Annotated in this window: 31 protein-coding genes; 15 read left to right on the forward strand and 16 right to left on the reverse strand. The window is 66.6% G+C overall.

Annotated elements, in window-relative coordinates; genetic code table 11:
* Positions 1 to 11: 11 nt before the first annotated feature.
* The 3 genes from fabB to ACT53N_RS04940 all read right to left on the reverse strand — a co-directional run bounded on the left by fabB (position 12) and on the right by ACT53N_RS04940 (position 2420).
* Positions 12 to 1223, reverse strand: a complete 1212-nt coding sequence (gene fabB / locus ACT53N_RS04930) for a beta-ketoacyl-ACP synthase I (RefSeq protein ID WP_476062851.1) — start codon at positions 1221 to 1223, stop codon at positions 12 to 14.
* A 70-nt stretch (positions 1224 to 1293) separates the two neighbouring features.
* Positions 1294 to 1806, reverse strand: coding sequence for a 3-hydroxyacyl-[acyl-carrier-protein] dehydratase FabA (gene fabA / locus ACT53N_RS04935; protein WP_476062852.1), 513 nt, complete (start codon positions 1804 to 1806; stop codon positions 1294 to 1296).
* A 68-nt stretch (positions 1807 to 1874) separates the two neighbouring features.
* The gene (locus tag ACT53N_RS04940; RefSeq protein WP_476062853.1) at positions 1875 to 2420 is read right to left on the reverse strand and encodes an SH3 domain-containing protein; all 546 of its coding nucleotides are present in this window, start codon (positions 2418 to 2420) and stop codon (positions 1875 to 1877) included.
* A 72-nt stretch (positions 2421 to 2492) separates the two neighbouring features.
* Between ACT53N_RS04940 and ACT53N_RS04945 the strand changes: the two genes are divergently transcribed.
* Positions 2493 to 3479, forward strand: a complete 987-nt coding sequence (locus tag ACT53N_RS04945) for a 2-hydroxyacid dehydrogenase (RefSeq protein ID WP_096053008.1) — start codon at positions 2493 to 2495, stop codon at positions 3477 to 3479.
* A gap of 4 nt (positions 3480 to 3483) precedes the next feature.
* Here ACT53N_RS04945 and ACT53N_RS04950 read toward each other — a convergent pair whose 3' ends face one another.
* The 4 genes from ACT53N_RS04950 to ACT53N_RS04965 form a co-directional block, all read right to left on the reverse strand.
* Complete coding sequence (locus ACT53N_RS04950; RefSeq protein WP_476062854.1) at positions 3484 to 3873, reverse strand: group II truncated hemoglobin; 390 nt, start codon at positions 3871 to 3873, stop codon at positions 3484 to 3486.
* A 179-nt stretch (positions 3874 to 4052) separates the two neighbouring features.
* Complete coding sequence (locus ACT53N_RS04955; RefSeq protein WP_476062855.1) at positions 4053 to 5567, reverse strand: acetyl-CoA hydrolase/transferase family protein; 1515 nt, start codon at positions 5565 to 5567, stop codon at positions 4053 to 4055.
* A gap of 80 nt (positions 5568 to 5647) precedes the next feature.
* Entirely contained in the window at positions 5648 to 6607 is a 960-nt protein-coding gene (locus ACT53N_RS04960) for an alpha/beta fold hydrolase (RefSeq protein WP_476062856.1), read from the reverse strand.
* Between the two features lie 54 nt (positions 6608 to 6661).
* On the reverse strand, positions 6662 to 7399 hold the full coding sequence (locus ACT53N_RS04965; protein ID WP_476062857.1) for a HesA/MoeB/ThiF family protein: 738 nt from the start codon (positions 7397 to 7399) through the stop codon (positions 6662 to 6664).
* 5 nt (positions 7400 to 7404) lie between these two features.
* Between ACT53N_RS04965 and hslV the strand changes: the two genes are divergently transcribed.
* On the forward strand, positions 7405 to 8007 hold the full coding sequence (gene hslV, locus ACT53N_RS04970) for an ATP-dependent protease subunit HslV (RefSeq protein ID WP_476062858.1): 603 nt from the start codon (positions 7405 to 7407) through the stop codon (positions 8005 to 8007).
* On the forward strand, positions 8007 to 9299 hold the full coding sequence (gene hslU / locus ACT53N_RS04975; RefSeq protein WP_476062859.1) for an ATP-dependent protease ATPase subunit HslU: 1293 nt from the start codon (positions 8007 to 8009) through the stop codon (positions 9297 to 9299). Before hslV ends, hslU begins: the two co-directional genes overlap by 1 nt.
* A 125-nt stretch (positions 9300 to 9424) precedes the next feature.
* On the opposite strand, the gene ACT53N_RS04980 is transcribed toward hslU, so the two are convergent.
* Together ACT53N_RS04980 and ACT53N_RS04985 are read right to left on the reverse strand one after the other, a co-directional pair.
* Positions 9425 to 10327 (reverse strand): methylated-DNA--[protein]-cysteine S-methyltransferase, encoded by a 903-nt coding sequence (locus ACT53N_RS04980; protein WP_476062860.1) that lies wholly within the window; start codon positions 10325 to 10327, stop codon positions 9425 to 9427.
* 46 nt (positions 10328 to 10373) lie between these two features.
* Complete coding sequence (locus ACT53N_RS04985) at positions 10374 to 10850, reverse strand: DUF2244 domain-containing protein (protein WP_476062861.1); 477 nt, start codon at positions 10848 to 10850, stop codon at positions 10374 to 10376.
* 63 nt (positions 10851 to 10913) lie between these two features.
* On the opposite strand from ACT53N_RS04985, the gene nth reads away from it, so the two are divergent.
* Positions 10914 to 11639 (forward strand): endonuclease III, encoded by a 726-nt coding sequence (gene nth / locus ACT53N_RS04990; RefSeq protein WP_476062862.1) that lies wholly within the window; start codon positions 10914 to 10916, stop codon positions 11637 to 11639.
* Between the two features lie 120 nt (positions 11640 to 11759).
* Here nth and ACT53N_RS04995 read toward each other — a convergent pair whose 3' ends face one another.
* Entirely contained in the window at positions 11760 to 12617 is an 858-nt protein-coding gene (locus tag ACT53N_RS04995) for an ATP-grasp domain-containing protein (protein ID WP_476062863.1), read from the reverse strand.
* A 144-nt stretch (positions 12618 to 12761) separates the two neighbouring features.
* Between ACT53N_RS04995 and ACT53N_RS05000 the strand changes: the two genes are divergently transcribed.
* Genes ACT53N_RS05000 through ACT53N_RS05025 form a run of 6 tightly spaced genes read left to right on the forward strand, consistent with a single transcriptional unit; the run spans position 12762 to position 16830 of the window.
* Positions 12762 to 13751, forward strand: coding sequence for an adenosine kinase (locus tag ACT53N_RS05000; protein WP_476062864.1), 990 nt, complete (start codon positions 12762 to 12764; stop codon positions 13749 to 13751).
* Between the two features lie 7 nt (positions 13752 to 13758).
* Positions 13759 to 14349, forward strand: a complete 591-nt coding sequence (gene hisB, locus ACT53N_RS05005; RefSeq protein ID WP_476062865.1) for an imidazoleglycerol-phosphate dehydratase HisB — start codon at positions 13759 to 13761, stop codon at positions 14347 to 14349.
* A 12-nt stretch (positions 14350 to 14361) separates the two neighbouring features.
* Positions 14362 to 15003: an imidazole glycerol phosphate synthase subunit HisH gene (hisH, locus tag ACT53N_RS05010; RefSeq protein WP_476062866.1), complete on the forward strand. Its 642-nt coding sequence runs from the start codon at positions 14362 to 14364 to the stop codon at positions 15001 to 15003.
* Positions 14991 to 15725 carry a 1-(5-phosphoribosyl)-5-[(5-phosphoribosylamino)methylideneamino]imidazole-4-carboxamide isomerase gene (hisA, locus tag ACT53N_RS05015; protein ID WP_476062867.1) on the forward strand — a complete coding sequence of 245 codons (735 nt, stop codon included), beginning with the start codon at positions 14991 to 14993 and terminating at the stop codon, positions 15723 to 15725. Before hisH ends, hisA begins: the two co-directional genes overlap by 13 nt.
* Entirely contained in the window at positions 15725 to 16507 is a 783-nt protein-coding gene (gene hisF, locus ACT53N_RS05020; RefSeq protein ID WP_476062868.1) for an imidazole glycerol phosphate synthase subunit HisF, read from the forward strand. Before hisA ends, hisF begins: the two co-directional genes overlap by 1 nt.
* A complete protein-coding gene (locus ACT53N_RS05025) occupies positions 16504 to 16830 on the forward strand; it encodes a phosphoribosyl-ATP diphosphatase (RefSeq protein WP_476062869.1) in 327 nt (108 codons plus the stop codon). Before hisF ends, ACT53N_RS05025 begins: the two co-directional genes overlap by 4 nt.
* Here ACT53N_RS05025 and ACT53N_RS05030 read toward each other — a convergent pair.
* The 3 genes from ACT53N_RS05030 to timA are packed head-to-tail and all read right to left on the reverse strand — an operon-like array spanning position 16827 to position 19181.
* Positions 16827 to 17396 (reverse strand): Smr/MutS family protein, encoded by a 570-nt coding sequence (locus ACT53N_RS05030; protein WP_476062870.1) that lies wholly within the window; start codon positions 17394 to 17396, stop codon positions 16827 to 16829. The two genes, ACT53N_RS05025 and ACT53N_RS05030, sit on opposite strands and share 4 nt — an antisense overlap.
* Position 17397: 1 nt before the next feature.
* Complete coding sequence (gene mltA / locus ACT53N_RS05035; protein ID WP_476062871.1) at positions 17398 to 18579, reverse strand: murein transglycosylase A; 1182 nt, start codon at positions 18577 to 18579, stop codon at positions 17398 to 17400.
* A complete protein-coding gene (gene timA / locus ACT53N_RS05040) occupies positions 18579 to 19181 on the reverse strand; it encodes a TIM44-related membrane protein TimA (protein WP_476063394.1) in 603 nt (200 codons plus the stop codon). Before timA ends, mltA begins: the two co-directional genes overlap by 1 nt.
* Before the next feature lie 145 nt (positions 19182 to 19326).
* On the opposite strand from timA, the gene secB reads away from it, so the two are divergent.
* The gene (gene secB, locus ACT53N_RS05045) at positions 19327 to 19818 is read left to right on the forward strand and encodes a protein-export chaperone SecB (RefSeq protein WP_310214052.1); all 492 of its coding nucleotides are present in this window, start codon (positions 19327 to 19329) and stop codon (positions 19816 to 19818) included.
* A gap of 199 nt (positions 19819 to 20017) precedes the next feature.
* Here secB and ACT53N_RS05050 read toward each other — a convergent pair whose 3' ends face one another.
* On the reverse strand, positions 20018 to 20704 hold the full coding sequence (locus ACT53N_RS05050) for a response regulator transcription factor (RefSeq protein WP_024266002.1): 687 nt from the start codon (positions 20702 to 20704) through the stop codon (positions 20018 to 20020).
* Positions 20705 to 20778: 74 nt separating this feature from the next.
* On the opposite strand from ACT53N_RS05050, the gene ACT53N_RS05055 reads away from it, so the two are divergent.
* Positions 20779 to 21288, forward strand: coding sequence for a L,D-transpeptidase family protein (locus tag ACT53N_RS05055; RefSeq protein WP_476062872.1), 510 nt, complete (start codon positions 20779 to 20781; stop codon positions 21286 to 21288).
* On the opposite strand, the gene ACT53N_RS05060 is transcribed toward ACT53N_RS05055, so the two are convergent.
* On the reverse strand, positions 21285 to 21938 hold the full coding sequence (locus tag ACT53N_RS05060; protein WP_476062873.1) for a YggS family pyridoxal phosphate-dependent enzyme: 654 nt from the start codon (positions 21936 to 21938) through the stop codon (positions 21285 to 21287). The genes ACT53N_RS05055 and ACT53N_RS05060 overlap by 4 nt on opposite strands.
* Before the next feature lie 72 nt (positions 21939 to 22010).
* Here ACT53N_RS05060 and ACT53N_RS05065 point away from each other — a divergent pair, with 72 nt between their 5' ends.
* Complete coding sequence (locus ACT53N_RS05065; RefSeq protein WP_476063395.1) at positions 22011 to 22571, forward strand: thiamine phosphate synthase; 561 nt, start codon at positions 22011 to 22013, stop codon at positions 22569 to 22571.
* 7 nt (positions 22572 to 22578) lie between these two features.
* Here the strand turns inward: ACT53N_RS05065 and ACT53N_RS05070 are convergent, their stop codons facing one another.
* Positions 22579 to 22989, reverse strand: a complete 411-nt coding sequence (locus tag ACT53N_RS05070; protein WP_310214062.1) for an NtrZ family periplasmic regulatory protein — start codon at positions 22987 to 22989, stop codon at positions 22579 to 22581.
* Positions 22990 to 23242: 253 nt separating this feature from the next.
* On the opposite strand from ACT53N_RS05070, the gene ACT53N_RS05075 reads away from it, so the two are divergent.
* Positions 23243 to 23770 carry a DUF3576 domain-containing protein gene (locus ACT53N_RS05075; RefSeq protein WP_310214064.1) on the forward strand — a complete coding sequence of 176 codons (528 nt, stop codon included), beginning with the start codon at positions 23243 to 23245 and terminating at the stop codon, positions 23768 to 23770.
* 137 nt (positions 23771 to 23907) lie between these two features.
* Positions 23908 to 26493, forward strand: coding sequence for a leucine--tRNA ligase (gene leuS / locus ACT53N_RS05080; RefSeq protein WP_476062874.1), 2586 nt, complete (start codon positions 23908 to 23910; stop codon positions 26491 to 26493).
* Position 26494: the final 1 nt, after the last annotated feature.

A 26494-nucleotide genomic window follows, 5' to 3' on the forward strand; every position in this document is an offset into this window, starting at 1 on the left:
GCCCGCCGGCTCTAGACGCGGCTGAAGATCAGCGTGCCGTTGGTGCCGCCAAAGCCGAAGCTGTTGGACATCACCGTCTCCAGCGGCTTGTCGGCGCGCTGGCGCAGGATCGGCAGGTCGGCGAATTCGGGGTCGAGCTCCTCGATATTGGCGCTCTCGGCCGCGAAGTCGTTGTTCAGCATCAGGATCGAGTAGATCGCCTCCTGCGCGCCGGCGGCGCCCAGGCTATGCCCGGTCAGCGACTTAGTCGACGAGATCATCGGCGCCTTGTCGCCGAACACCTCGCGCACCGCGCCCATTTCCTTGCTGTCGCCGACCGGCGTCGAAGTGCCGTGCGGATTCAGATAGTCGATGGCGCGGTTCCCCGCTTCTGCCATGGCCAGGCGCATGCAGCGCGCCGCGCCCTCGCCCGACGGCGCAACCATGTCGTAGCCGTCGGAATTGGCCGCGTAGCCAACCACTTCCCCGTAGATCTTGGCCCCGCGCGCCTTGGCGTGTTCGTACTCTTCCAGCACCACGATCCCGGCGCCGCCGGCGATCACGAAGCCGTCGCGGTTCTTGTCGTAGGCGCGGCTGGCCACGGCCGGACGGTCATTGAAGTTGCTGCTCATGGCGCCCATGGCGTCGAACAGGTTCGACAGGCTCCAGTCCAGCTCCTCGCAGCCGCCCGCGAAGATGATGTCCTGCTTGCCCATCTGGATCTGCTCGGCGGCCGCGCCGATGCAGTGGGCGCTGGTCGCACAGGCCGAGCTGATCGAATAGTTGACGCCGCGGATCTTGAACCAGGTCGAAAGCACCGCCGACGGACCCGAGCTCATGGCCTTGGGCACGGCGAACGGGCCGATCCGCTTGGGACCCTTTTCCTTGGTGATCGCCGCCGCGTCGATGATGACGCGGGTCGAGGGGCCGCCCGAACCGACGATCAGGCCCGTGCGCTCGTGGGAGATCTCGGTCTCCGACAGTCCGGAATCGGTGATCGCCTGCTCCATGGCGATGTGGGCATAGGCCGTGCCGGGCGCCAGGAAGCGCGCCGCGCGGCGATCCACCAGCGACTCCCATTCGATTTGGGGCGCGGCGTGGACCTGGCAGCGGAAGCCGAGCTCGGCGTACTCCGGCGCGGCGATGACGCCGGACTTGGCTTCGCGCAGCGAGGCCAAGACCTCTTGGGCGTTGTTGCCGATGGACGAGACGATCCCCAGTCCGGTGACGACGACGCGACGCATATTCTAAATCCTCTTCTCCCCCTACGATCCGACAGGGGCCAGCTCTCTAGGGCCGGTCTCGTCTAACGGATCAAGCCATTTGTTCGGGCGTGAACAGGCCAACCTTCAGGTCACTGGTTTCGTAGATCACCTTGCCGTCGGCTTCCAGGACGCCGTCGGCGATGCCCATGACCAGCTTGCGCATGATCACACGCTTCAGGTCGATCTTGTAGACGACCTTCTTGATGTCGGGCGTGACCTGGCCCGTGAATTTCACTTCGCCAACGCCCAGGGCCCGGCCGCGGCCAGGACCGCCCGACCAGCCCAGGAAAAACCCGACCAGCTGCCACATGGCGTCCAGGCCCAGGCAGCCGGGCATCACGGGGTCGCCGATGAAGTGGCAGTCGAAGAACCAGAGGTCCGAATTGATGTCGAACTCGGCTTCGACGTAGCCCTTGCCGTACTTGCCGCCCTCGGCCTCGATCCGGACGATCCGGTCGAACATGAGCATCGGTGGCGCGGGAAGTTGGGCGTTGCCGGGGCCGAACATCTCGCCGCGGCCGCAGGCCAAGAGTTCTTCGAAGGTGTAGGCGTTCTTCTGCATGGCGCACGCCCTAGCACGGCGGTGGGTGAGGCCTCAACGTTTCCCTACGCGAAGCGATCCAACGCGCCCTAGCGCTTGCGACACTGGACGGCGGGATCAGCACCCCAGATCTCGCCTTCGCGAGCCCAGCCAGACGATCCGTCGGCCCGCAGTCTGCACCACCCTTTTTCGCACTTTTCCAGCGAGGCGACCGACCGGGCCTTCAGATAGGCATTGACCTTGGCGCCTTCCTTCGGCGCGCTGAGCAGAGGAAGATTGGTCGACTGGACCCGCATGGCCGAGCGTCGGCCATCGGTCGTGCGCTTGTGGACCCAAGCCAAGCCGCCCTCCGGGTCACAGATCCGGCGCCACTCGCGGGTTTCGGCCACCACCTGAACCGGTAATCCCTTGGCGTGATAGACCCACAGAAGCTGGTGATCCTCATCCGGACCGTTGCGAGCGTTGACCTCGGCGTATTTGAGCGAGACGTAGCGCGGCACTTCCAGCCCCGAGGGCGTGACCCTGGGCGCTTGCGCGGCGGCCGGGCCGGCCAGCAAGGCCGCTCCCGCCGCAATTCCGACCATGACGCGCGTCAAACCCATCCGAGACGAACCTTGTTCTGTTTTTGACCGCATGTTGCTTGGCCCCCACCGGCCCCTTTGCTACAGCTTTCAAACGCCTGTCAGAGAGAGCTTTTCAAACCGCCCATGGCCGCCCGCAAGCTCAAAGTCATCGTCACCCGCAAACTCCCCGATCCGGTGGAGACGCGGATGTGCGAACTGTTCGACACCGAACTGAACGTCTCCGACAAGCCCATGACGGCGGACGAACTGGTCGACGCGATGAGCCGCGCCGACGTGCTCGTGCCGACGATCACGGATCGCATCGACTCGCGCCTTCTGTCGCGATCCGGCGATCGGCTCAAGCTGATCGCCAATTTTGGCGCCGGCGTGGACAATATCGACGTCGCCACGGCCAACGCCCGCGGCATCATCGTCACCAACACGCCCGGTGTGCTGACCGAAGACACCGCTGACCTGACCATGACGCTGATCATGGCCGCCTCGCGCCGGATCGTCGAAGGCGCCGAGGTGGTCAAGGCCGGCGGGTTCCATGGCTGGTCACCGACCTGGATGCTGGGCCGCCGCCTGTGGGGCAAGCGCCTGGGCATCATCGGCATGGGCCGCATCGGCCAGGCCGTCGCCCGTCGCGCCAAGGCGTTCGGCATGCAGGTGCACTACCACAACCGCAAGCCTGTCAGCCCGCGCATCGCCGAGGAACTGGGCTGCACCTACTGGGAAAGCCTTGACCAGATGCTGGCCCGAATGGACTTCGTATCGGTCAACTGCCCGCACACCCCCGCCACCTACCACCTTCTGTCGGCCCGTCGCCTGAAGCTGCTGCGCCCCCACGCCGTGGTGGTCAACACCGCGCGCGGCGAGGTGATCGACGAGGGCGCCCTGGCCAATATGCTGGCCAAGGGCGAGATCGCCGGCGCCGGTCTCGACGTCTACGAGCACGAGCCGGCCATCAATCCCAAGCTCCTGAAACTGCCCAACGTCGTGCTGCTGCCCCACATGGGCTCGGCCACGGTCGAGGGCCGGATCGACATGGGCGAGAAGGTCATCGTCAACGTGAAGACCTTCATGGACGGCCACAGGCCACCGGACCGCGTCATTCCGGCGATGCTGTAGGCCCTCAGCGCGTCGTCATATTGGCCGACATCCGGCCGAAGACCTCGCTCAGGGCCTGCGCCATATCCGGTTCGATCTTGGCCTCACCCATCGCGCGCGCCATGGCCTCGACCCATTGCCGTCCCAGTTCGGCGTCGATCGGCATGGCGCGATGCAGCGACATCATGCAGACGCCCGACCGCTGAACAAACCAGTCGCGGGGCCCACCCAGCCATCCGGTGATAAAGCCCGTCAGTGAAGCGCGCATCGGCGTCAGGTCGTCAGCGTGGATCGCGCGTAGCCGCGCATAGGCCGGGTCAGTCTCCATGAGGTCGTAGAAAGCGTTGACCATCGCCGCGACCGGCGCGGCGCCGCCGATCTGGTCAAAGGCGGTCTGCTGGTCGGCGTCAGTCATGGCGAACTCCTAGAGCCTCGCGCATCAAAGCGGAATCGTTTCGACGCGATAAAGAGGATCTAAATCAGATACTTAGAGCGCGACTCGCACCGAAACCGATTTCCACTTTCGGCGTCACGCTCTGTCGAAAGCGACAGATGGCGGGGAGACAGCCTGTGGCGCCTTGATCCGCCGCAACCTCACCCGCGCATGTCGCCCGCCTCGATGAACCTCTGATGCCAGGCGAAGGCCTCCATCAGCAGGGTCGGCGACTGCTGGCCGTAGGAGTCGCGCCGGGCCCGGGCGAGATAGTCCTCCAGGGCCGGGCGATAGTCCGGGTGAGCACAGTTCTCGATGATCACCTCGGCCCGTTGCCGCGGCGACAGGGCCCGCAGATCAGCCAAGCCTTGCTCAGTGACCAACACCTGGACGTCCTGGTTGATGTGATCGACGTGCGGTGTCTTGGGGACAATGGTCGAGATCTTGCCGCCCTTGGCCGTCGATGGGGCCATGAAGATCGAGACATAGGCGTTGCGAGCAAAATCGCCGCTGCCGCCGATGCCATTCTGGATGCGCGAGCCCATCAGGTGCGTCGAGTTGACCGCCCCGTGGATGTCGGCCTCGATCATGCCGTTCATGGCGATGCAGCCCTGGCGTCGGATCAGTTCAGGATGGTTGCTGATCTCCTGGGGTCGCAGCACCAGACGATCGCGGAGCCGGTCAAGGTCGGCGTTCAGCGTATGCGCGGCCTCGGGACTGAGCGAGAAGGCCGTCGATGAGGCGCTCAGCAGTTTGCCGGATTCCAGCAGCGCCAGCATCCCGTCCTGCAGGACCTCGGTATAGGCGGTCATGCCGTCGAAGGGCCCGTCCACGAGACCAAACATCACCGCATTGGCGATGTTACCGACGCCTGATTGCAACGGCAGAAGGTTGGCCGGCAGGCGTCCGCGCGCCACCTCGTGACGGAAAAATTCCAGAAGGTGGCCGGCGATGGCGCGATGATCCTCGCCCGGCGGGTCGAAGGGTAGGTTGCGGTCAGGGGTGTCGGTTTCGACCACCGCCACGACCTTGGCCGGGTCACACCGGAAATAGGACTCGCCGATCCGCTGGTCCGGCCGTGTGAGCGGGATGGGGATGCGCGCCGGCGGCAGGGCCGTGCCGTAGTAGATGTCGTGCATCCCCTCCAGCGCGGGGTTTTGCCAACGGTTCACCTCGAGGATCACTTTCGAGGACCGGTCGATCCAGGTCTTGTTGTTGCCCACCGAGGAGGACGGGATCAGCGAGCCGTCTTGTCGGATGCCGGTGACCTCGATGACGGCGGTGTCGAGGGGGCCCAGAAACCCCTGCCAGGCCATCGGCGCCACTTGCGACAGGTGCATATCGAAATAGTCCATCTCGCCGCGATTGATCATCTCGCGGGCGATAGGGTCGGAATTGTAAGGCAGGCGGAACTCGATGCCGTTGGCCCTGGCCAGGGCGCCGTCGAGTTCCGGTCCCGTCGAGGCGCCGGTCCAGACCCGCAGCTTGAAAGGATTGCCCGCCGCGTGCTCCGCCTCGATCCGGCGCGCCAACGCGGTAGGGACAGCCTTGGGATAGCCAGAGCCAGTAAAGCCGCTCATGCCGACGGTCTCGCCGGCGTGGATCAGCGCAGCAGCATCCTCGGGCGACATCACCTTGGCCTTGAGCGCGTCCAGCCCTATCCGTGACCCGTCCATGTCGCCTCGCGCCTCTGGTCCGCTCGCATATGGCTGACCCGCAGCAACCCTGTCAGGTCCGTACGAACCCGAAGACGGCGTTATTCGACCGGATGCGCGGCCAGCCAGGCCTCCAGGTCCGCCGCCGAGCGGTCGGGGATCTGCTCCATCGGCACGTGACCCACGCCCGGATAGAGGATCAGGGTCGCCCCCGGTATGGCCTTGTGGAACTTCTCGCCGTCGGCGGCGGGAATGATCCTGTCCTCCTGGCCGAACATGATCAGGGTCGGGGCATGGATCGTTGAAAGCTCGGCGATCGTAGCGTCGCGACGGGGTCCGCTCTGCAGGGAGAGCAGGACATCGCGATGACCGGGTCCGCGGGACAGCTCGACATACCGATCGATCAGGGCCGGAGTAACCAGCTTCTGGTCCCAGTACCCCGAACGCAGCCCCTGAGCGACCAGCGGCCGGGTGTCGACGTCCTTCAGCAGGGCGCGGCCGAGCGGATGGCGAAGTATGGTGAAGATCAGCGCCCCACCCGATTTCTCGGAAGGCCATCCCGCCGCATCAACCAGGACAAGCCGCTGAACCTTGTCCGGGTGGTCGACCGCATAGGTCCACGCCACCGCGCCGCCCATCGAGTTTCCAGCCAGGGTGAACCGCGTAAGACCCAGCCGAGCCGTCAGCGCGTCGACCACCGCCACAAATCCCTGGCGGCCCGCGAGATAGGGACCCGACGTGCGAGTCAGGCCGTGGCCAGGGAGATCCAGCACCACCACGCGGTAGGTCTTTGATAGCCGCGCGGCCCAGGCGTCCCAAGCGTGGGTCGAGGCGGAATAGCCGTGCACCAGCACGATCGCCGGCGCGTCTCGCGGTCCCAGATCGCGGTAGTGCGCCCGCACGCCACCGGGCAGATCCATGTATTGCGAGTCCGGATAGCCATACTTGGCCTCAAGCGTCGCATAGGGAATATCCGGCCTCTGCAACAGAAACCAGGCTCCCACGGCGAGAGCGATCAACACACCCAGCGTGATCGCCAGGCCCCGCGCCCAGGTTTTCATCCAAGACTCCCACAGAAGGTGAGCCCCATAGCGAACGGCGTTACGCTAGGGAGGTCAAGCGCCGCAGGACGGGCACTGAGTGTCGCGCCCGATCCGGACCGTACGCGTTTCGCCGGCCAAGCCGTCGTAGATCAGCAAGCGCCCAGAAAGGGGCTCACCGGCGCCGGTGATGAGCTTTACCGCCTCCAGGGCCATCATGGAGCCGATCACCCCGGCGAGCGCCCCGACCACGCCGACCATCGCGCAGGTCTCCGCATCCGGCGGGACATCGGGCACCAGGCACCGATAGCAGGGCTGGCCATGGAACACGCCGACCTGACCTGTCCAACGCCCCAGGGCGCCGCTGACCAGGGGCTTGCCCTGCGCGAGACAGGCGTCGCTGACGGCGAAGCGGGTTACAAAGTCGTCGGTGCCGTCGAGGACGAGGTCATACCCGGAAACCACCGCCTCGGCGTTGGACGCATCCAGCCATACCGGATGGGTCTCGATGGTCGTGTTCGGATTCAGCGCGCCCAGGCGCGCGCTGGCCGCCTCCACCTTGGGTCGGCCGATGTCGGCGGTGGCGTAGAGCACCTGACGCTGCAGGTTCGACAGTGAAACCATGTCCGGGTCGACCAGCCCGATCGTCCCGACCCCGGCGGCGGCCAGATACAGCGCAGCGGGCGCGCCGAGGCCGCCCGCCCCCACCACCAGAACCCGCGCGGCCTTCAGCTTCTGCTGGCCCGGGCCACCGACCTCACGCAGCACCAGATGGCGGGCGTAGCGCTCAACTTCGGCTTCCGAAAAACTCATGGCGCTTGACCCTCCGGCCCGGCCTCGCCACATGCGAAGCCATGCAAAGCAACAGCTCTTCCTTCCCCGACTGGCACGGCACGACCATTCTGGCGGTGCGCAAGAACGGCTCGACCGTGATCGCCGGCGACGGACAGGTCTCCATGGGGCCAACCGTCGTCAAGGGCAACGCCCGCAAGGTGCGTCGCCTGGCCGGCGGCAAGGTGGTCGCGGGCTTCGCCGGGGCGACGGCAGACGCCTTCACGCTCATTGAGCGCTTGGAAGCTAAACTGGAACAGTATCCCGACCAGCTGGCCCGCGCTTGCGTCGATCTGGCCAAGGACTGGCGAACCGATCGCTACCTGCGCAAGCTGGAAGCCATGCTGCTGGTCGCCGACAAGACCGCCATCTACACCGTCACGGGCGTCGGCGATGTGCTGGAGCCGGGCGAGAGCCTTGGCGGCGGCGCGGTTGCGGCGATCGGCTCGGGCGGCAACTACGCCCTGGCGGCCGGCAAGGCGTTGATCGATCTGGATCTTTCGGCCGAGGACATCGCCCGTAAGGCCATGGGCATCGCCGCCGAGATCTGCGTCTACACCAACGGCAACCTGACCGTCGAAAGCCTATAATGACCGAGTTTTCGCCCCGCGAGATCGTTTCCGAGCTCGACCGCTACATCGTCGGTCACGCTGAGGCCAAGAAGGCCGTAGCCGTGGCGCTGCGCAACCGCTGGCGCCGTCGTCGCGTCCCTGCGGACCTGCGCGACGAGGTCACGCCGAAGAACATCCTGCTGATCGGTCCCACAGGCGTCGGCAAGACCGAGATCGCGCGCCGCCTGGCCAAGCTGGCCCAGGCCCCGTTCCTGAAGGTCGAGGCCACCAAGTTCACCGAGGTCGGCTATGTCGGCCGCGACGTCGACCAGATCGTCCGCGACCTCGTCGAAAGCGCCCTGGCCATGGTGCGCGACAAGCGCCGCGCCGCCGTGAAGGCAAAGGCCGAGGGGGCCGCCGAGGAGCGCATCCTCGACGCCCTGACCGGTCCGGGCTCGACGGCCGCTCGCGAAGCATTCCGCCGAAAGCTGCGCGCCGGCGAACTGGACGACAAGGAGGTCGAGCTGCAGCTGGCCGACACCGGCGGCCCCAGCTTCGACATTCCCGGCCAGCCCGGTGCGGCGGTGTTCAACCTGTCGGACATGATGAAGTCGCTGGGCGGTGGACGCACCAAGACCCACAAGACCACCGTCTCGGGCGCCTGGGCGCCGCTGATCGCCGAGGAGAGCGACAAGCTGCTGGATCAGGAAGCGCTGACCCAGGAGGCCCTGGAACTGGCCGAGAACCACGGCATCGTGTTCCTGGACGAGATCGACAAGGTCGCCAGCTCCTCTCAGCGCTCCGGCGCCGATGTCAGTCGCGAAGGGGTCCAGCGCGACCTCCTGCCCCTGATCGAGGGCACGACGGTCTCGACCAAGCACGGGCCGGTCAAGACCGACCACATCCTGTTCATCGCCTCGGGCGCCTTCCATGTCGCCAAGCCGTCGGACCTCTTGCCCGAGCTGCAGGGCCGCCTGCCGATCCGGGTGGAGCTGAAGGGCCTATCGCGCGACGACATGCGCCGCATTCTGACTGAGCCGGAAGCCAACCTGATCCGCCAGCATCAGGCGCTGATGGCGACCGAAGAGGTCACGCTGGTCTTCACCGACGAGGCGATCGACGCCTTGGCCGACGCGGCCGTGGCTGTGAACGGCTCGGTCGAGAACATCGGCGCCCGCCGCCTGCAGACGATCATGGAGAAGGTGGTCGAGGAGATCAGCTTCAGCGCAGCCGATCGCGGCGGCGACACCGTGACGATCGACGCGGCCTATGTGACCGAGCGCGTGGGCGCGCTGGCGGCCAATGCGGATCTCAGTCGCTTTATCCTGTAATCACAAATCCTCCCCCTCGTGGGGGAGGTGGTCGCGAAGCGACCGGAGGGGGAAGTTCTGCTGAACCGGCCTCATCCCTCTCCGTCGGCTTCGCCGACACCTCTCCCTTGGGGAGAGGATTTTACTCACCCCGCCGCCGCCACAGCCTCCATCCCCAGGATCGCCGCCTTGCGAGCAAGACCCCAGTGATAGCCGGTCAGCCGGCCGTCCTTGGCGATGGCGCGGTGGCAGGGGATCAGGAGCGAAATCGGATTGGCCCCGATGGCGCCGCCGGTCGCCTGGAAGGCCTTGGGCTTTCCGGCCCAGGCGGCCACTTGGCCATAGGTGGCCGTCTCACCGGCCTTGATATTCAACAGCGCCTTCCAGACCTGGATGTGGAACGGCGAGCCGATCAACACCACCGGCAGGGGCCCCTCCCCTCCTGAGAAGGCGCGGAGAGCCATGGTCTGAGCGGCGCCGTCGTCGCGGACCCAGTCAGCGGCGGGAAAGCGGCGATGCATGTCAGCGAAGCTGGCCTCGTCGTCTCCGTCGGAGAACGCCAGGCCGGCCAAACCACGATCGGCCATCACGAAAAGACCTCTGCCGAACGGTGTCGGCGCCCAGCCCCAGCGCAACCGCATGCCCGCGCCGCGCCGACGAACCTCACCCGGCGTGGCCGCCTCCTGGGCGATGAACAGATCATGCAGGCGCGAGGGCCCCGAAAGCCCAGCGTCGAAGGCGGCGTCCAGCACCGTGCCGCCAGCCTCCAGCGAGCGCCGCGCCTCGGCATGGGCGATGGCCGAGACAAAGGTCTTGGGGCTGACCCCGGCCCAGCGGGTGAAGATGCGCTGGAAATGGAAAGGCGACAGGCCCACCGCTTGGGCCGCATCGTCGAGGGACGGATGGTCCGACCACCGCTCAGCCAACCAGTCGAGCGCCTTGGCCATCCGGTGATAGTCGACCGAGCGTTCCGCCAAGCGGGCAAGCTCCTGGCGGGCCGCCTCGGAAATGGCGTCGGAAAAGGGGGATGCGTCGTAAGCCATGGTCATAGGCTAGGCTCTCGAACTCGCGCCGTCCGCCCGGTTCTTGCGGCGTTCACGACCAGCGCTCGCTGCGGGCCGCGCGGATCGCGTCCTGCAGCGCATCGGCCAGTTCCGCACGCTGATCCGGGCCCAGCGCGCGGGCCAGGGTCAAACGCCTGCGATGGATCATCAAGCGAACCCGGACGTCGTGCTCTCCCGGATGGTCGAGGTCCACGCGGGTGAAGGCGGTCGGCGAGGTCCAGACCGTGCGTGCGCCCTTCTCATCCTCGCGACTAACCGTCACAGCCTCGGCAGTGACCTGGATGCGCTCTACCCGGCGCGCGGCCCGTTCGCTGGCCCGAAGAGCAATCCACAGCGCCAGGACGTCGAGCCCCAGGAACGGCAGAACCGGCGGCGCGCGGACCACGATCAGGAAGATCGCCACCAGCACGTTGAACCCCATCACGACGGCCAACAGCACCGCGCCGCCCTGCGGGCTCAGCGAGCGGTGCGGTGCGATCACACGGTCCATGTAGATCGGCTTGGCCATGGCGCGAATTTAGGTGTCAGCCGCGCTCTTGGCGAGCGGAGTCCCCCACGGCATGGTCGCCTCATGGTCAAGACTCCCCGCAAAGCCGCTTCGGTCACCAAGGCGCCCGTGCGCAAGGCCGCCAAGAAGCCCGTAAAACGGCTCTCACCGGCCCAGCGCGAACGCGTCGCCGTTCTGTTCGACCGGTTCGAGGGCCTAGACCTGCATCCCAAGACCGAGCTGAACTATTCGAACGCCTATGAACTGGTCACGGCGGTCGCGCTGTCGGCCCAGGCCACCGACGTTCAGGTCAATAAGGCCACCGGCCCGTTGTTTCAGGTCGCCAACAGCGCCGAAGCGATGCTGGCGCTCGGGGAAGAGGGGCTGATCAAGTACATCGCCTCGATCGGCCTGTTCCGCAGCAAGGCCAAGAACGTCATCGCCGCCGCCCGGATCATCATCGAGAAGCATGCCGGTCAGGTTCCCTTGAACCGAGAGGAGCTTGAGGCGCTCCCGGGGGTAGGCCGAAAAACCGCCAGCGTGGTGCTGAACGAGCTGGACATAGAGCCCGCCATAGCCGTCGACACCCATGTCTTCCGGGTATCGCATCGCCTGAAGCTGTCGGCTGGCAAGACCCCCGACGCCGTCGAGCAGGACCTGATGCGGGTGGTCCCCCCGCCCTACCAGACTCGCGCGCACCACTGGCTGATCCTGCACGGCCGCTATGTCTGCGTGGCGAGGAAGCCCAAGTGCGAGATCTGCAAGATCAGCGATCTTTGCCCGTCTCGGGAGCTGTTTCTGGGGGCGTGACTTGCCCCTCCGCGCCGGCGGCGCTCCTCCCCCAGAAGGAGAAGAAGGAGGGTTTGGGCCTTCCGCCCCCTATGGGGGCGGACGACTTCGCAAGGCGAAGTCAGGTGGGAGTCTGCTGAGCTAGCCGATCGCCCGCATCACCGCCGCCGCAAACGCCGCGCCCTTGTCGTGGGCGTGCTCCAGGAAGAGGTCTGGCTCGATGACCTCGAGCTCCATCAACTGGGGCGTGCGATCCAATCCCCGGATCAGATCGACCCGAGCATAGGTCAGGGGGCGACCGGCGGCCTCCAGCACAATGGCGGCGGCGCGTAGGGCTTCCGGCTCGGGCGCTATCTGGCTCACTCGGCCGCCGAACTGAGGCTGGACCCGGAAGTCGCCCTCGACCGCGACCTTGGCGACGGCGTGGCTGAAGTGACCGTCGAAATAGAAGAGGGACAGCTCCCCCTCCTCGCCCACCGCCGGCAGGAAGGGCTGGATGAGCGCCGGACCGTTCGGGCCGCCAGCCAGAGACCCTCCACGCTTGACCCGGATCGTCTCGTGAGATCCGGCCGAGACCTGCGGCTTGACCACCACCTCGGCGACCCCGAAAGCGTCAAACGCCGCCTCGACGACCTCGGCCGTCAGATGGTCGTGAGCCTGGGTCGGCACCACCGGTGCGCCCTTAGCTGCCAGCTCGACGAGATAGGTCTTGGTCGCATTCCACCGCAGAACCGAAGGCGGGTTCACCATCCGCACGCCGCTGGCCTCGAAAGCCTCGAGCTGCGCGAACCAGTCCGCCTGCCGGGCGTGATAGCCCCAGGCCAGGGACGGCATGACCAAGCGCGCCTGGCCAGGTTCAACGGGATCCGTCCACGGCTGCGCCTCGACCGTCAGGCCCTGGGCCCGAAGCGGCGCGGCGAGCCGCTCGAACAGGGTGGACCAGCTGTCGCCATAGCGATGCTCGTCGCGGGCGGGCACCAGGAGCAGAACGTCGACCATCGGTTTACCCATGCTTGCTAGAACTGCGCAGCTAGGATGTCGCAGGACTTTGGGCAACCCTCGCGTTGCCACGGCCGACCACATCCTTTAATCGCAACGCGACTTGGACCTTCGGTCCTGTTCTTTCAAAGGTTTTTCCGTCCCATGACCGCGCTCTACGACGTCGCCGCCATCGGCAACGCCATCGTCGACGTCATCGCCCAGTGCGACGACGCCTTCCTCGAGCGCGAGGGCCTGGTGAAGGGCTCGATGGCCCTGATCGATCCGGCCCGGGCCGCCAGCCTGTACGACGTGATGTCGGCGGCGATCGAGGCCTCGGGCGGCAGCGCCGCCAACACGGTGGCCGGCGTCGCCAGCTTCGGCGGCAAGGCCGCGTTTCTGGGCAAAGTCGCGGACGACCAACTGGGCCGCGTCTTCCGCCACGACATGAAGGCGATCGGCTGCGTCTTCACGACCCCGCCGCTGGCCGAAGGTCCTGCGACGGCCCAGAGCCTGATCAATGTCACGCCGGACGCCCAGCGCACGATGTCGACCTATCTGGGCGCCTGCGTCGAACTGAACCCCGCCGACGTCGATCCCGAGATCATCGAGGCCGCGCAGATCTCGTATCTGGAAGGCTACCTGTTCGATCCGCCGGAAGCCCGCCGCGCCTTCGCCAAGGCCGCCGCCCTGGCGCACGGCGCAGGCCGCAAGATCGCTCTGACCCTGTCTGACAGCTTCGTCGTCGACCGCCATCGCGGCGCCCTGCTCGGCTTCGTCGAAACGCAATGCGACATCGTCTTCGCCAACGCCGCTGAGGTCTGCGCGCTGTTCGAGACGGACGACTTCGACGCGGCCGTGAAGGCCCTGGCGGAGCGTTGCGAGATCGCCGCCGTAACCCGTAGCGAGAAGGGCTCGGTCGTCGCGGCGAACGGGCAGTTGCACGAAATCTCGGCCTACCCCGTGGAAAAAGTCGTGGACACGACCGGCGCGGGCGACCAATACGCGGCGGGTTTCCTCTTTGGCCTTTCGCAGGGCCGTCCGCTGCCTATCTGTGGCCAGCTGGGCAGCCTGGCGGCCGCCGAGGTGATCGACCACTACGGCCCGCGTCCGCAGGTTTCCCTGCGCGAACTGGCTCAAAAGAACGGACTTTAGGATTCAGATGGCCCGCACCGCTGAAGTGGTCCGCGAGACGAAGGAGACCCAGATCCGGGTCTGGATCGATCTCGACGGGACCGGCGTCTCGACGATCTCCACCGGCATTGGTTTCTACGACCATATGCTGGAGAGCTTCGCGCGCCACGGCGGCTTCGACCTGAAGGTCGAGACCAAGGGCGACCTGCATATCGACATGCACCACACGGTCGAGGACACCGGCATCGTGCTGGGCCAAGCGATCAACAAGGCGCTGGACGGCTTCAAGGGCATCCGACGCTTCGGCTCGGCTTATATCCCGATGGACGAGACCCTGACGCGCTGCGCCATCGACCTGTCGAACCGGCCCTATCTGATCTGGAAGGTCGAGTTCAAGCGGCCCAAGGTCGGCGAGATGGACACCGAGCTCTTCAAGGAGTTCCACCACGCGTTCGCCATGAACAGCGGGGCGTGCGTGCATCTTGAGACCCTGTACGGCGACAACACCCACCACGTCGCCGAAAGCGGTTTCAAGGCCCTGGCCCGGGCGCTGCGTCAGGCGGTCGAGATCGACCCCAAGACCGGCGGCCAGGCTCCGTCCACCAAGGGCGTGCTGTAGGAACCTGATTTCATGCAGACCGTCGCCCTGATCGATTACGGGTCGGGCAACCTGCGTTCGGCCGAGAAGGCCTTGCGTGAGGCGGCCCGCCGCCGCGCCCTGAACGCCGACATCGTTGTCACCGCTGACCCCGACCTTGTCGCCAAGGCCGATCGCGTCTTCCTGCCCGGCGTCGGGGCCTTCGCCTCGTGCCGCGCCGGGCTTGACGCGACCGGCGTCTATGAAGCGATGAACCAGGCAGTCCATGGTCGGGGCGTCCCGTTCATGGGCATCTGCGTCGGTCACCAGCTTTTGGCCACCGAAGGCCTGGAGTTCGGCGTCACACCGGGCCTCAACTGGATTTCCGGCCAGGTGAAGAAGCTGGAGCCCAACGATCCGTCACTGACCATCCCGCACATGGGCTGGAACGCGATCAGCTTCACACGTCCTCATGCCCTGTTCGCGGGCATCGACGACGGCGCCCATATGTATTTCGCCAACTCGTTCGCCCTGACCCCTTCCCATATGGAAGATGTCGTCGCGACCGCCGATCACGGCGGACCGTTCACGGCCGCTGTGGCCAAGGACAATGTCGCGGGCGTACAGTTCCACCCTGAAAAATCACAAGCATCAGGGCTCGCCCTGCTCGCCAACTTCCTGGAATGGCGCCCATGATCCTCTATCCGGCCATCGACCTGAAGGACGGCCAGTGCGTGCGCCTGCTGCATGGCGACATGGACAAGGCCACGGTCTTCAACACCTCGCCCGCCGACCAGGCCCAGCGCTTCGTCCAGGACGGCTTCTCGTGGCTGCATGTCGTAGACCTGAACGGCGCCATTGAGGGCCAGTCGGTCAACACAGCCGCCGTCGAACAGATCCTCGAGTCGATCTCGATCCCGGTGCAGTTGGGCGGCGGCATCCGGACGCTGGAAGGCGTCGAGACCTGGATTGAAGCGGGCGTGTCCCGCGTCATCCTCGGCACCGTGGCCGTGCATGATCCGGAACTCGTCAAGAAGGCCGCGCGCCTGTGGCCCGAGCAGATCGCCGTGGCGGTCGACGTGCGCGACGGCAAGGTCGCCGTAGACGGCTGGACGGGCCTTTCGGACATCGACGCCATCACGCTCGGCAAGCGCTTTGAGGACGCCGGTGTCGCGGCCCTTATCGTCACCGACATCAGCCGCGACGGCGCCCTGACGGGGGTTAATGTCGAGGGCGTGGGCGAGCTGGCCGACGCGGTCTCTATTCCCGTCATCGCCTCGGGCGGCGTCGCCGCCGTGGCAGACATCGAGCGCCTGAAGGCTCGCAAGGGCGTCGAGATCGCTGGCGCGATCCTGGGCCGCTCGCTCTATGCCGGCACCATCAAGCCGTCCGAAGCTCTGATCGCGGCGGCCGCCTGATGCTGAAGACCCGGATCATTCCCTGCCTCGACGTGAAGGACGGGCGGGTGGTCAAGGGGGTCAACTTCGTCTCCCTGCGCGACGCCGGCGACCCGGTGGAGCAGGCCCGCGCCTATGACGCCGCCGGCGCCGACGAACTGATGTTCCTGGACATCACCGCCTCGAGCGAAGGCCGGGGCCTGATCCTGGACGTCATCTCGCGCACGGCGGAGGTCTGTTTCATGCCCGTCTCCGTAGGCGGCGGCGTGCGGCAGGTGTCTGACATGCGCCGCCTGTTGCTGGCCGGCGCCGACAAGGTCTCGGTCAACACGGCCGCTGTCGAAAACCCTGACCTGATCGCAGGCGGGGCGGACGCTTTCGGGGCGCAGTGCGTGGTCGTGGCCATCGACGCCAAGGCGCGCGAGGACGGCTCCGGTTGGAACGTCTGGACCTATGGCGGCCGCAAGGACACCGGCCTCGACGTCGTCGAATGGGCCACCGAGGTGGTCGAGCGCGGCGCGGGCGAGATCCTGCTGACCTCGATGGACCGCGACGGCGCCAAGATCGGCTACGACATCCCGCTCCTGAAGGCCGTCACGGGCGCGGTCAATGTGCCGGTGATCGCCTCGGGTGGGGCCGGCAAGACCGAACACCTGGTCGAAGCCGCTCGCGACGGCCACGCCGCCGCCGTCCTGGCCGCCTCGATCTTCCACTTCGGCGAAATCTCGATCGGCGAGGCCAAGCAGGCCATGGCCGACGCCGGCATCCCTGTGCGCCTCGACGCGCTGAAGGGGGCCGCATGAGCGAGCGCCTGACAAACGTCCTGAAACGCCTGGCCGCGACGATCGAGGCCCGCAAGGGTGGCGATGCGTCGGTGTCGTACACCGCCAAGCTGCTGAACGACCCGGCCCTCGCCGCCAAGAAGCTGGGCGAGGAAGCCGTTGAAACGGTGATCGCCGCGGTCGCGCAAGGGTCTGACGCCCTGGCGGCCGAAAGCGCGGATCTGCTCTACCACTGGCTGGCCCTGATGGCCGCCTCTGGCGTCTCGCTGGACGCCGTGGCTGAAAAGCTGGAAGCCCGCGAGGGAACGTCCGGCATCGCCGAAAAGGCGTCGCGGAAGGGTTAAACCCGCCGCTTCAGCGCCACGTATAACGCCCCTTCGCCGCCGTGCCGGCGGTCGGCGGTGGAGACGCCGGCGACCATCTCGCGCAGCGACGGGTCGGTCAGCCACTCGGGCGTCCGGGTGCGCAAAACCCCCTGCCCCACCCTGCCCTTGCCGGTGATAACTAGCACCGCCCGGTGGCCCTGCCCGAATGAGCGGCGGATGAAGGCTTCCAGTGTCGCGCGAGCCTGGTCCTGGTCGAGGCCGTGCATGTCTAGTCGCGCACCGATCGGGTCGCGTTCCTTGACGATCCGCAGCTTGCGATTGGGCTCGATGTGGCCCGCCGGGCCCTTGATCGGCTTTGGCGCGGCCGGCTTCAGGTCCTCGGGATGCAGCCGCAGCGGGGCGATCGAGGCGAGACGGGTCGGCGGGTCGGCCGGCAGGGCGGTGTCGGCCTTCAACGAGGGCCGGATCCGCGCCTTACTGCGCATCTTCTCAGGCTTGACCGGCGCGCGCGGCGTCACGGTCGAGGCGACGAGCCGCCAAAGGCGCTTGTCGTCTTCCGGTCCGGGTGGCGGCTTCTTGCTCACGCTAAGGGTTCGGCGTCAGCCGATAGAGACGCAAGGTGTGGCGTACACGACCGGCCTCGACGCCGGCGGCGGCGCCAGAGCCCATATAGAGATCAGCCCGCACTTGGCCCTTGATGGCGCCGCCGGTGTCCAGCGCGATCACCGCCCGTCGATAGACCGGGAAGGCTCCCGCCAGTTTCGGCGCAGCGGCGTCCAGCCAATAGAAGCCGCCATAGGCGTGATGGCTCGGATCAACAGCGATCGCGCGGCCGGACGGCAGGGCCACACCGGCGGCCCCGGCGGGCTCCTTGCCGTCGTCAGGAACCGTGCGGAAGAAGACATAGCGTGGGTTCAGCCGCATGATCGCATCGGCTTCGGGACCCCGATTCTCGGCCAGCCAGGTCCGGATGGACTCGGCCGAAGTGTTGTTGTCGGCGAGCAGGCCCTTGTCGCGCATGGCGATCGCGATCCCGACGAATGGCCTGCCGTTGGTGCCGGCAAAAACCGCGCGGACCCGACGGCCGTCTGGCAGCACCAGAACACCGGAGCCCTGGATTTGTAGGAAAAACAGCTCTTCGGGCCTCATCCACGCCAGAGGCTTGTCGGTGGCGACCGCCTCAATCTCGGCCCGATCGGGATAAGGCACGAAGGTCGAGCCCTCGACATGGCCTGTGATCTTCTTGCCGACCAGGGCGGGTTCGAAGGGGCCGAGATCCAGCACCACCAGATCTGAGGGCAGTCCGCGCAGGGGCGCACTGAATTCGGCGTTGCGCGACATGCGCGCCTCGTACTGTGGCGCGAAATAGGCGGTCAGCAGACCGTCCGCGCCAGCACCGTCGCCGCCGACAGGCTCAATCCGGAAGTTGGCCTCGATGAAGGCCCGAGCGGCCGAGCCATCAAGGTCCTTCGCCGCCTTAGCTAGACCGCACGCCCGCGTGACGCTCGGATCCTTGGACACGCCACAGCCGGCGCGGAAGGCGTCCAGCGCCGCAAGATGGTCCTCCTGCGCCCAACCCGCGAGCTTCTCGAAAGACAGCGCGGTCGGCGCCGGCTCTTGCGCGACGGGCGCGGTAGGGGGCGGAGGGGTCGCTGGCGGAGCGGGCGGGGCGACCGTCGGGGGCGCTGAGGGCGTGCTGACGCACGCACTGAGCAGCAGCGCCGCCAAGGCGGCCGGCGCCAGCGAAGAGCAGGACAGGCGGATCATCAGGCCTCGGCGGCGGCCACGAACGAAAGGTTCCAGTTCGGGTCAGTGCTCTTGACCTCGCGCTCGAACGTCCAGAGTTCGGCGGTGCGGCGGTCGTCGACACCCTCGCCACGCTCGTCCTTTGTGCGAGTGCGGACTTCCGCCAGGATGCGCACCACGGCCTTGGCCGTGTCGCCCACCACATCGACGCGCTCAAGATCAACGCGCGGCGGCGTCAGGAACTCGACCTTTTCCGTGCGCCCGGCCGCTTCGCGAGCAGCCATGGCGCGCTCGAAGTTTTCCATGACGTCGGGCGCCAGCAGCGGCTTGAGCGTCTCGCGATCACCTTCGGCGTAGGCCTTGACGATCTGCTCATAGGCGGCGCGGGCCCCCGTCAGGAAGCGGCTGGGATCGAAGTCAGGTTGGCGCGCCTTGAGGGTGGCCACGCCCTCGGCTTGCAGGATCGGATCTACCGGCGCGGACGCGGCGCCCGACGTCGCCGTCACAGCAACGTCTTCGGGTTGCCGGCCGACGCGACGACCAAGGGTCGCGTACAGCTGGTAGAGTACAACGGCGGCCACGGCGGCAAGGAACAGGATCTGGAACACGTCGGGGTCCGGCAGCGGGCTTTAGGCCCTGGAGATGGTATCTATATAGGTGAGACAGGTTCGCCCGTCAGGCGCCTGACGTTGCGCCAGACCAGCCCTCATGGTAGCAGCGCCCACCTTTCTTTTGGCGTTCTAGCCGCCGATTACGGATTTTATCCTAATGACCGACACCACCGCCCCCGAGGCGACCCCGGACGGCGCCGAGGCCGGCCAAGCGGGCATCCGCATCCTGGCTCAGTTCGTCCGCGATTTCTCGTTTGAGAACCCGCTCGCTCCCGACGCGCTGCGCGCCGGCGGCGCCCAGCCCGCCATCGACATGGGCGTGGAAATGAACGCGCGCGGTCGCGCCGATGGCCTGTTCGAAGTCGACCTGAAGCTGTCGGCCCGCGCCGAGCGCGAAGGCCAAGCCGTGTTCCACGTTGAAGTGGTCTATGGCGGCCTGTTCCACATCGCCGGTATCCCAGAGCAGGATCTGGAGCCGGTGCTGCTGATCGAGTGCCCGCGCTTCCTGTTCCCCTACGCCCGTCGTCTGATCTCGGACGTGACGGCCGAAGGCGGCTTCCCGCCGTTCCTGATCGATCCGATCGACTTCGCCGGCGTCTACGCCGCGCGCAAGGCCCAGGCCGAAGGCCAAGTGGTCGGCAACGCGTAAGCGTCTGATCGAATGTGATTGCAAGAAGGGCTCGGCCGAAAGGCCGGGCCTTTTTCTTCGGGCGTTATAGCCAAAAAAGTCAGCGTCATCCCAGGCAGCGTAGCCGACCCGGGACCCAGGGGCCAACGCGGTGCGATTGCACTGGATCCGGGCTCTCCGCTCCGCTGGAGCCGGGATGACGAGGGATGTTGGCTTTAGGCTACGGCTGGAGCCGGTATCCGCCCATCTCGGTGATCAGGATCCGCGCCACAGTCGGATCAGGCTCAATCTTCTGGCGCAGGCGATAGACGTGGGTCTCCAGCGTGTGGGTCGTGACACCAGCGTTGTAGCCCCACACCTCGGTCAGCAGTTCCTCGCGCGACACGGGCTTGGAACCCGCGCGATAGAGGTACTTCAGGATGTTGGTTTCCTTCTCAGTCAACCGCACCTTCTTCTGCTTTTCATCCACCAACAGCTTGGCCGACGGGCGGAATTCGTAGGGGCCGATCCGGAACAGCGCGTCTTCCGAGGCCTCATAGCTGCGTAGCTGAGCGCGGATGCGGGCCAGCAGCACGCCGAAGCGGAAGGGCTTGGTCACATAGTCGTTGGCGCCGGACTCCAGGCCCAGGATCGTGTCGCTGTCGCTGGCGGCGGCCGTCAGCATGATGACCGGCGCGGTCACGCCGTTCTTGCGCATCAGGCGGCAGGCCTCGCGGCCGTCCATATCGGGAAGATCGACGTCCAGAAGGATCAGGTCGGGCTTGAGCTCCCGCGACAGCTTTACGCCCTCGCCGGCGCTGGAGGCCTCATTGACCGCAAACTCCTCGTGCAGGGCCAACTGTTCCGCCAGCGCCCCGCGCAGGTCGTCGTCGTCGTCGATCAGAAGAAGCGTCTTGCGTTGCGCCATGAGGCGGAACATGCACCGCTGCGCCCCCCGGGGACAACCCCGCGCGCGGCCTATAAGTCGAGGAGTCGCCGCTTATGCTGTTTCGAGCCCACGCTGACGGCCGTTTCGAGCTGGATGGACGCATGGTGCGCTGCGCGCTCGGCAAGGCCGGTGCGATCGCCGCCGCTGAGAAGCGCGAGGGTGACAACAAGAGTCCTATCGGCGTCTGGGTGATGCGGGAGGTCTGGTATCGACCCGATGTCTATCCAGAAGGCCCAGATACGGCCCTGTCCGTGCGCGCCACCCAGCCCACGGACGGCTGGTGCGATGCGCCGAGCGATCCGAACTATAACCGCCCGGTCACCCTCCCCTATCCGGCCAGCGCTGAGCGGATGTGGCGCGACGACACCGTGTACGACCTGGTAGTGATCCTGGGCCACAATGACGATCCGCCCGTACCGGGACTGGGATCGGCCATCTTCATGCACCTGGCCCGTGACGGCTATCCGGGCACTGAAGGCTGCGTGGCTCTGGCGCGCGGCGATCTGGAAGCGGTTCTGGCGGCGGCGCGACCAGGTGATGCGGTCGAGATCCTCGCGGACTAGCCGTAATTGCGGCTTCCGAAGAGCGCCGAGCCCACCCGAACCGAGGTGGCGCCTTGCGCGATGGCGATCTCGAAATCGTCGCTCATGCCCATGGAGAGTTTGTCGAGACCATTCCGAGAGGCGATCGCGGCGAGATTCGCGAAATGCGGCGCCGGATCCTGCTCGAAGGGCGGGATGCACATCAGGCCCTCGATCGCCAAGCCGTAGGTTATTTGGCACGCGGCGATGAAGGCGTCGGCCTCGGCCGGCGCAACACCGGCCTTCTGCGGCTCCTCGCCGATATTGACCTGGACGTAGAGTCGCGGCGCCGTGCCCGCTCGCTGGATCTCGTCAGCCAGCACGCGGGCCAGCTTTTCCCGATCGAGCGTTTCGATCACATCAAAGAAGCCAACCGCCTCGCGCGCCTTGTTGGTCTGCAGGGGCCCGATCAGCCGCAACTCCAGTCCCTGACGACGGTCGGCCCAGCGCTCCATCGCCTCCTGAACCCTGTTTTCGCCGAACACTTTCTGTCCCGCGTCGAGCACCGGCGCGATATGATCCCACGGCTGGGTCTTGGACACCGCCACCAGGGTCACGCCCCCTGCTGGACGTTCGGCGCGGGCCTCGGCGGCGGCGATGCGGGCGCGGATCTCGGCGAGCGATGACGACATGGGGATCGTGCCTTGGGCGATGTGAGCGAACTGGAAGCCCTGTCTAATGCGGCCCTGGCCCTTCCGCCAAGGATGGTGCGCGGCTTGATGCTGCCAAGGTTGCTGTTCTTCACTGACCCAGCGCGTGTTGCAGACCCAGGAGCGGTCGCTGGACGGCTCCCCGCCGGGTCGGCCATCGTCTTCCGCGCCTTCGGCGCGCCGGACGCCGTCGACCAGGGACGTCGACTGCGCGAGATCGCGACGGCGCGCGGCCTGATGCTGCTGGTCGGCGCACATGTCAGTCTGGCCGAGGGCGTCGGCGCCGATGGCGTTCACCTGCCGCAACGCATGGTGTCTGCTCTTCCGCGCCTGCGGGCCGAGCATCCGCGTTATCTGATCACCGCCGCCGCGCACGATCTCGTGGCGCTTCAGGCCGCCGAACGGTCCGGAGCGGACGCGGCGGTGGTGTCACCGGTTTTCCCCAGCAATAGCCCCTCAGCGGGCGAACCTCTGGGTCTTGAAGGGCTTAACAGGCTGGTCACGGCGACCACGCTGCCCGTCTACGCCTTGGGCGGCGTCAACGCGAGCACGGCGGCTTCGCTGGCAGGCAGCAGCGTTGCCGGCCTAGCGGCGGTCGAGGCGTTGGCGGGCTGAGACCGGCCTAGAACTTGAAAGCAGTTTCCAGGCGCACGCGCGGCGCCGGATCGGCTTGCTGGGCCTTGCGCGCAGCCAGAGCCGGATTGGTTTCGCCCAGACTGACGGCGCCGCCAACGCGAATGGACGGCGTCACCTTGAAGTAGGCGCCCGCCTTCACGTCCTGCAGTTCCATTTCACGGCTGGAGGGTTGGTCGAGGTCGAGCTTCAGACCCCAACGGCCCTTCTTGGCGTCCCAACGCAGAGTGCGCTTGTCATCCCGCGGATACTGTACGCCCGAGGCGGCGCTGGTGAAGTCGTTCTTGACGGTGAAATCGGGGGCGACCGCGTGCGGCTTGGCCTGAGCGAACGCCGTCGCGGCCGATCCCGTCAGGATCAACGCGGCAGTTCCCGCCAGGAAGAAACGCTTCGCGACCATCGCTACTCGCCGCCTATACTCAGTTGTCCCCACCCGCTCCATATAGGATCAGGCCCCTTGCTTTGCGATTAAAGGCCTCGCTGGAACGCGGTCAACCGGCGTTTGGTCGCACGCGGTCGTACAATCGACGTTTCAATCGACTCCTGTGGCGGTGAGGTCACGCGATTCCTGTTTTGAGGCGGCGCTGCCATGGTATAGACCGGCTCCCGGCCGCGGGGGCGCGCCTGGACGCGCTGACAGCGTCGGCGAGACATTGGAGCGAGGTACTATGGCGTTTGAGCGTGGGTCTGTGATGCGCGGCGTCGCCGCGGGCGTCCTGGCTCTGTCGGTGCTGGGCGTTTCGGCCTGCGCCAGCGACAAGGCCCCGAAGACGTTCTCCACACAGAGCGATGAGCCTGGGTTCAATCCGTTCAAGCGTCTGGGCGGCGGCGCCAAGGCCCCCGCCACCGAAGGTTCGATTGGCGTCAACGGCTATCTGTGGCGCGCGAGCCTGGACACGCTGGCGTTCATGCCGCTGGCCTCGGCTGACCCCTACGGCGGCGTCATTGTCACCGACTGGTATGTGAATCCGGAAACGCCCGCCGAGCGCTTCAAGGCCACGGTCTATATCCTGGACACGCGCCTGCGCGCTGACGGCCTGAACGTGACCGTGTTCAAGCAGACCAAAGATATCAACGGAGCCTGGGTCGACGCGCCGGTCTCCGACCAGACGGCCGCTGATATCGAGAATGCGATCCTGACGCGCGCGCGTCAGCTTCGACTTTCGAACATTAAGGGCTAAGGCCCGTTCGGGTCCCGGCCTTCGGGCTGGGACCCGTTTCCTCTCCGATTTTCCGCGCGCCTGGACCGCGAAACCGCTTATGACATCGCGGACGCTCCTTCCGGGCGCGCTTTCCGCCGATCAAGACCTGGTTTCCGATGGCCCGCTACAATCCCAAAGACACCGAACCCAAATGGCGTGAAGCCTGGGCGAAGGCCGACGTTTTCAAGACCGGCGAAATCAACGACGGCCGTCCGAAATACTACGTGCTCGAGATGTTCCCGTATCCGTCGGGTCGCATCCATATGGGCCACGTCCGCAACTACGCGATGGGCGACGTGGTCGCTCGTTACAAGCGCGCCCAGGGCTTCAACGTCCTGCACCCGATGGGCTGGGACGCCTTCGGCATGCCGGCCGAGAACGCGGCCATGGAGCGCGGCGTCCACCCCAAGGGTTGGACCTACGACAACATCGCCGCCATGCGCGAGCAGCTGAAGTCGCTGGGCATCTCGGTCGACTGGTCGCGCGAGTTCGCCACCTGCGACCCTGAGTACTACGGCAAGCAACAGGCCTGGTTCCTGCGCCTGCTGAAGCGCGGCCTGGTCTATCGCAAGGAAGCCTCGGTCAACTGGGACCCGGTCGACATGACCGTGCTGGCGAACGAGCAGGTCATCGACGGCAAGGGCTGGCGCTCGGGCGCGACGGTCGAGAAGCGCAAGCTGACCCAGTGGTTCCTGCGCATCACCCAATATGCCGACGACCTGATCGAGGGCCTGAAGACCCTGGACCGCTGGCCCGACAAGGTTCGCCTGATGCAGGAGAACTGGATTGGCCGCAGCAAGGGCCTGCGCTTCAAGTTCCAGTTCGAGGGTGAAGCCCCCGATGGCCTGGCAGAGGGGCTGGAAGTCTATACCACGCGCCCCGACACCCTGTTCGGCGCCAGCTTCGTCGGCATTGCGCCCGAGCACCCGCTGGCCGAGCAGCTGGCGGTCGAGAACCCGCAAATCCAGCAATTCATCGCCGACTGCCGCAAGGGCGGCACCTCGGAAGCCGAGATCGAGAGCGCCGAGAAGCTGGGCTACGACACCGGCCTGCGGGTCAAGCACCCGCTGGACCCGTCGATCACCCTGCCCGTGTGGATCGCCAACTTCATCCTGATGGACTACGGCACGGGCGCGATCTTCGCCTGCCCGGCCCACGACCAGCGCGACCTGGACTTCGCCCGCAAGTACGACCTGCCGGTCAGGCCGGTGGTGCTGCCGAACGGCGAGGATCCGGCGACCTTCCAGGTTGGCAAGGAGGCCTATGTCGGCCCCGGCAAGATCTTCAATTCGAAGTTCTTGGACGGCATGGACGTCGAGACCGCCAAAGCCGAGGCTGTGGCGCGCATCGAAGCCGCCGGCCAGGGCCAGGGCGCGACGGTCTATCGCCTGCGCGACTGGGGCGTCTCGCGCCAGCGTTATTGGGGCTGCCCGATCCCGGTCATCCACTGCCAAAGCTGCGGCGTGGTTCCGGTGCCGGAAGACCAGCTACCCGTCGCCCTGCCCGACGACGTCACCTTCGACAAGCCGGGCAACCCGCTGCTGCGCCACCCGACCTGGCGGCACACGACCTGTCCGTCCTGCGGCGGCAAGGCCGAGCGCGAGACCGACACGCTGGACACCTTCATCGACTCGAGCTGGTACTTCGCCCGCTTCGCCGACACCCAAGCTGCGGAGCCGGTGGGCAAGGCTGCGGCCGACTACTGGCTGGCCGTCGACCAGTATATCGGCGGCGTCGAGCACGCGATCCTGCACCTGCTGTACGCCCGCTTCATCACCCGCGCCCTGAAGGACGAGGGTCTGGTCTCGGTGGAGGAACCGTTCGCGGGCCTGTTCACGCAAGGGATGGTCACCCACGAGGCCTACAAGAACGAGGCCGGCGAGTGGGTCGAACCCTCGGACGTGGTGATCAAGGTCGAGGGCAATAGCCGCTCGGCCACCCACGCCAAGACCGGCGCGCCTATCGTCATCGGCGACATCGAGAAGATGTCGAAGTCGAAGAAGAACGTCGTCGCCCCCGAGGACATCTTCGAAGCCTACGGCGTCGACAGCGCCCGCCTGTTCGTGATGTCCGACAGCCCACCCGAGCGCGATGTCCAGTGGACCAACTCGGGTGTCGAGGGGAGCTGGCGCTTCACGCACCGCCTGTGGAATGAGTTCGACAGCCAGCCTGCCGGCGATTTCGCCCACGACGCCGCTGACGAAGCCGCGGTGGCGCTGCGCAAGGCCGCTCACAAACTGATTGGCTTCGTCACCGACAGCATCGAGGGCTTCCGCTTCAACAGCGGCGTGGCGCGCCTTTATGAGTTCCTGAACGCTCTGAAAGCCGCCCCCGCCGACGGCGCGTCGGAAGCTGTGCTGGCCGCGCGGGCGGAGGCGCTGCATATCCTGGCCCGCCTCGTCGCCCCGTTCACCCCGCACCTCGCCGAGGAAGCCTGGGCGCGCATCGGAGGCGAAGGCATGGTCGTCAACGCGCCCTGGCCGAAGGCCGACCCCGCCCTCGCGGCCGACGACGAACGCGTCTTGCCGATCCAGATCAACGGCAAGCGTCGCGGCGAGATCAAGGTAAAGGCCGGCTCGGCCGAGGCCGAAGTCGAGAAAATCGCTCTGGCGGATCCCAACGTCATGGCCCACCTTGAGGGTCTGACGGTCCGCAAGGTGATCGTGGTCAAGGACCGTATCGTCAACATCGTGGCCAATTGAG

The sequence above is a fragment of the Caulobacter sp. DMC95 genome (genome assembly GCF_056313785.1).

Excerpts from the sequence above, each read along its gene's own strand:
- ACT53N_RS05025 (WP_476062869.1), top strand. The coding sequence starts at position 16,504 with ATGAGCGAGCGCCTGACAAACGTCCTGAAACGCCTGGCCGCGACGATC.
- ACT53N_RS05070 (WP_310214062.1), bottom strand. The coding sequence starts at position 22,989 with ATGGTCGCGAAGCGTTTCTTCCTGGCGGGAACTGCCGCGTTGATCCTG.
- nth (WP_476062862.1), top strand. The coding sequence starts at position 10,914 with ATGGTCAAGACTCCCCGCAAAGCCGCTTCGGTCACCAAGGCGCCCGTG.
- ACT53N_RS04985 (WP_476062861.1), bottom strand. The coding sequence starts at position 10,850 with ATGGCCAAGCCGATCTACATGGACCGTGTGATCGCACCGCACCGCTCG.
- hisF (WP_476062868.1), top strand. The coding sequence starts at position 15,725 with ATGCTGAAGACCCGGATCATTCCCTGCCTCGACGTGAAGGACGGGCGG.
- secB (WP_310214052.1), top strand. The coding sequence starts at position 19,327 with ATGACCGACACCACCGCCCCCGAGGCGACCCCGGACGGCGCCGAGGCC.
- ACT53N_RS04945 (WP_096053008.1), top strand. The coding sequence starts at position 2,493 with ATGGCCGCCCGCAAGCTCAAAGTCATCGTCACCCGCAAACTCCCCGAT.
- hisA (WP_476062867.1), top strand. The coding sequence starts at position 14,991 with ATGGCGCCCATGATCCTCTATCCGGCCATCGACCTGAAGGACGGCCAG.
- ACT53N_RS05050 (WP_024266002.1), bottom strand. The coding sequence starts at position 20,704 with ATGGCGCAACGCAAGACGCTTCTTCTGATCGACGACGACGACGACCTG.
- ACT53N_RS04960 (WP_476062856.1), bottom strand. The coding sequence starts at position 6,607 with ATGAAAACCTGGGCGCGGGGCCTGGCGATCACGCTGGGTGTGTTGATC.
- ACT53N_RS04940 (WP_476062853.1), bottom strand. The coding sequence starts at position 2,420 with ATGCGGTCAAAAACAGAACAAGGTTCGTCTCGGATGGGTTTGACGCGC.
- ACT53N_RS04995 (WP_476062863.1), bottom strand. The coding sequence starts at position 12,617 with ATGGTCGACGTTCTGCTCCTGGTGCCCGCCCGCGACGAGCATCGCTAT.
- hisB (WP_476062865.1), top strand. The coding sequence starts at position 13,759 with ATGGCCCGCACCGCTGAAGTGGTCCGCGAGACGAAGGAGACCCAGATC.
- ACT53N_RS05055 (WP_476062872.1), top strand. The coding sequence starts at position 20,779 with ATGCTGTTTCGAGCCCACGCTGACGGCCGTTTCGAGCTGGATGGACGC.
- leuS (WP_476062874.1), top strand. The coding sequence starts at position 23,908 with ATGGCCCGCTACAATCCCAAAGACACCGAACCCAAATGGCGTGAAGCC.
- ACT53N_RS04950 (WP_476062854.1), bottom strand. The coding sequence starts at position 3,873 with ATGACTGACGCCGACCAGCAGACCGCCTTTGACCAGATCGGCGGCGCC.
- ACT53N_RS04980 (WP_476062860.1), bottom strand. The coding sequence starts at position 10,327 with ATGACCATGGCTTACGACGCATCCCCCTTTTCCGACGCCATTTCCGAG.
- ACT53N_RS04955 (WP_476062855.1), bottom strand. The coding sequence starts at position 5,567 with ATGGACGGGTCACGGATAGGGCTGGACGCGCTCAAGGCCAAGGTGATG.
- fabA (WP_476062852.1), bottom strand. The coding sequence starts at position 1,806 with ATGCAGAAGAACGCCTACACCTTCGAAGAACTCTTGGCCTGCGGCCGC.
- ACT53N_RS05065 (WP_476063395.1), top strand. The coding sequence starts at position 22,011 with ATGGTGCGCGGCTTGATGCTGCCAAGGTTGCTGTTCTTCACTGACCCA.
- fabB (WP_476062851.1), bottom strand. The coding sequence starts at position 1,223 with ATGCGTCGCGTCGTCGTCACCGGACTGGGGATCGTCTCGTCCATCGGC.
- ACT53N_RS05060 (WP_476062873.1), bottom strand. The coding sequence starts at position 21,938 with ATGTCGTCATCGCTCGCCGAGATCCGCGCCCGCATCGCCGCCGCCGAG.
- hslU (WP_476062859.1), top strand. The coding sequence starts at position 8,007 with ATGACCGAGTTTTCGCCCCGCGAGATCGTTTCCGAGCTCGACCGCTAC.
- ACT53N_RS05000 (WP_476062864.1), top strand. The coding sequence starts at position 12,762 with ATGACCGCGCTCTACGACGTCGCCGCCATCGGCAACGCCATCGTCGAC.
- mltA (WP_476062871.1), bottom strand. The coding sequence starts at position 18,579 with ATGATCCGCCTGTCCTGCTCTTCGCTGGCGCCGGCCGCCTTGGCGGCG.
- ACT53N_RS04965 (WP_476062857.1), bottom strand. The coding sequence starts at position 7,399 with ATGAGTTTTTCGGAAGCCGAAGTTGAGCGCTACGCCCGCCATCTGGTG.
- hisH (WP_476062866.1), top strand. The coding sequence starts at position 14,362 with ATGCAGACCGTCGCCCTGATCGATTACGGGTCGGGCAACCTGCGTTCG.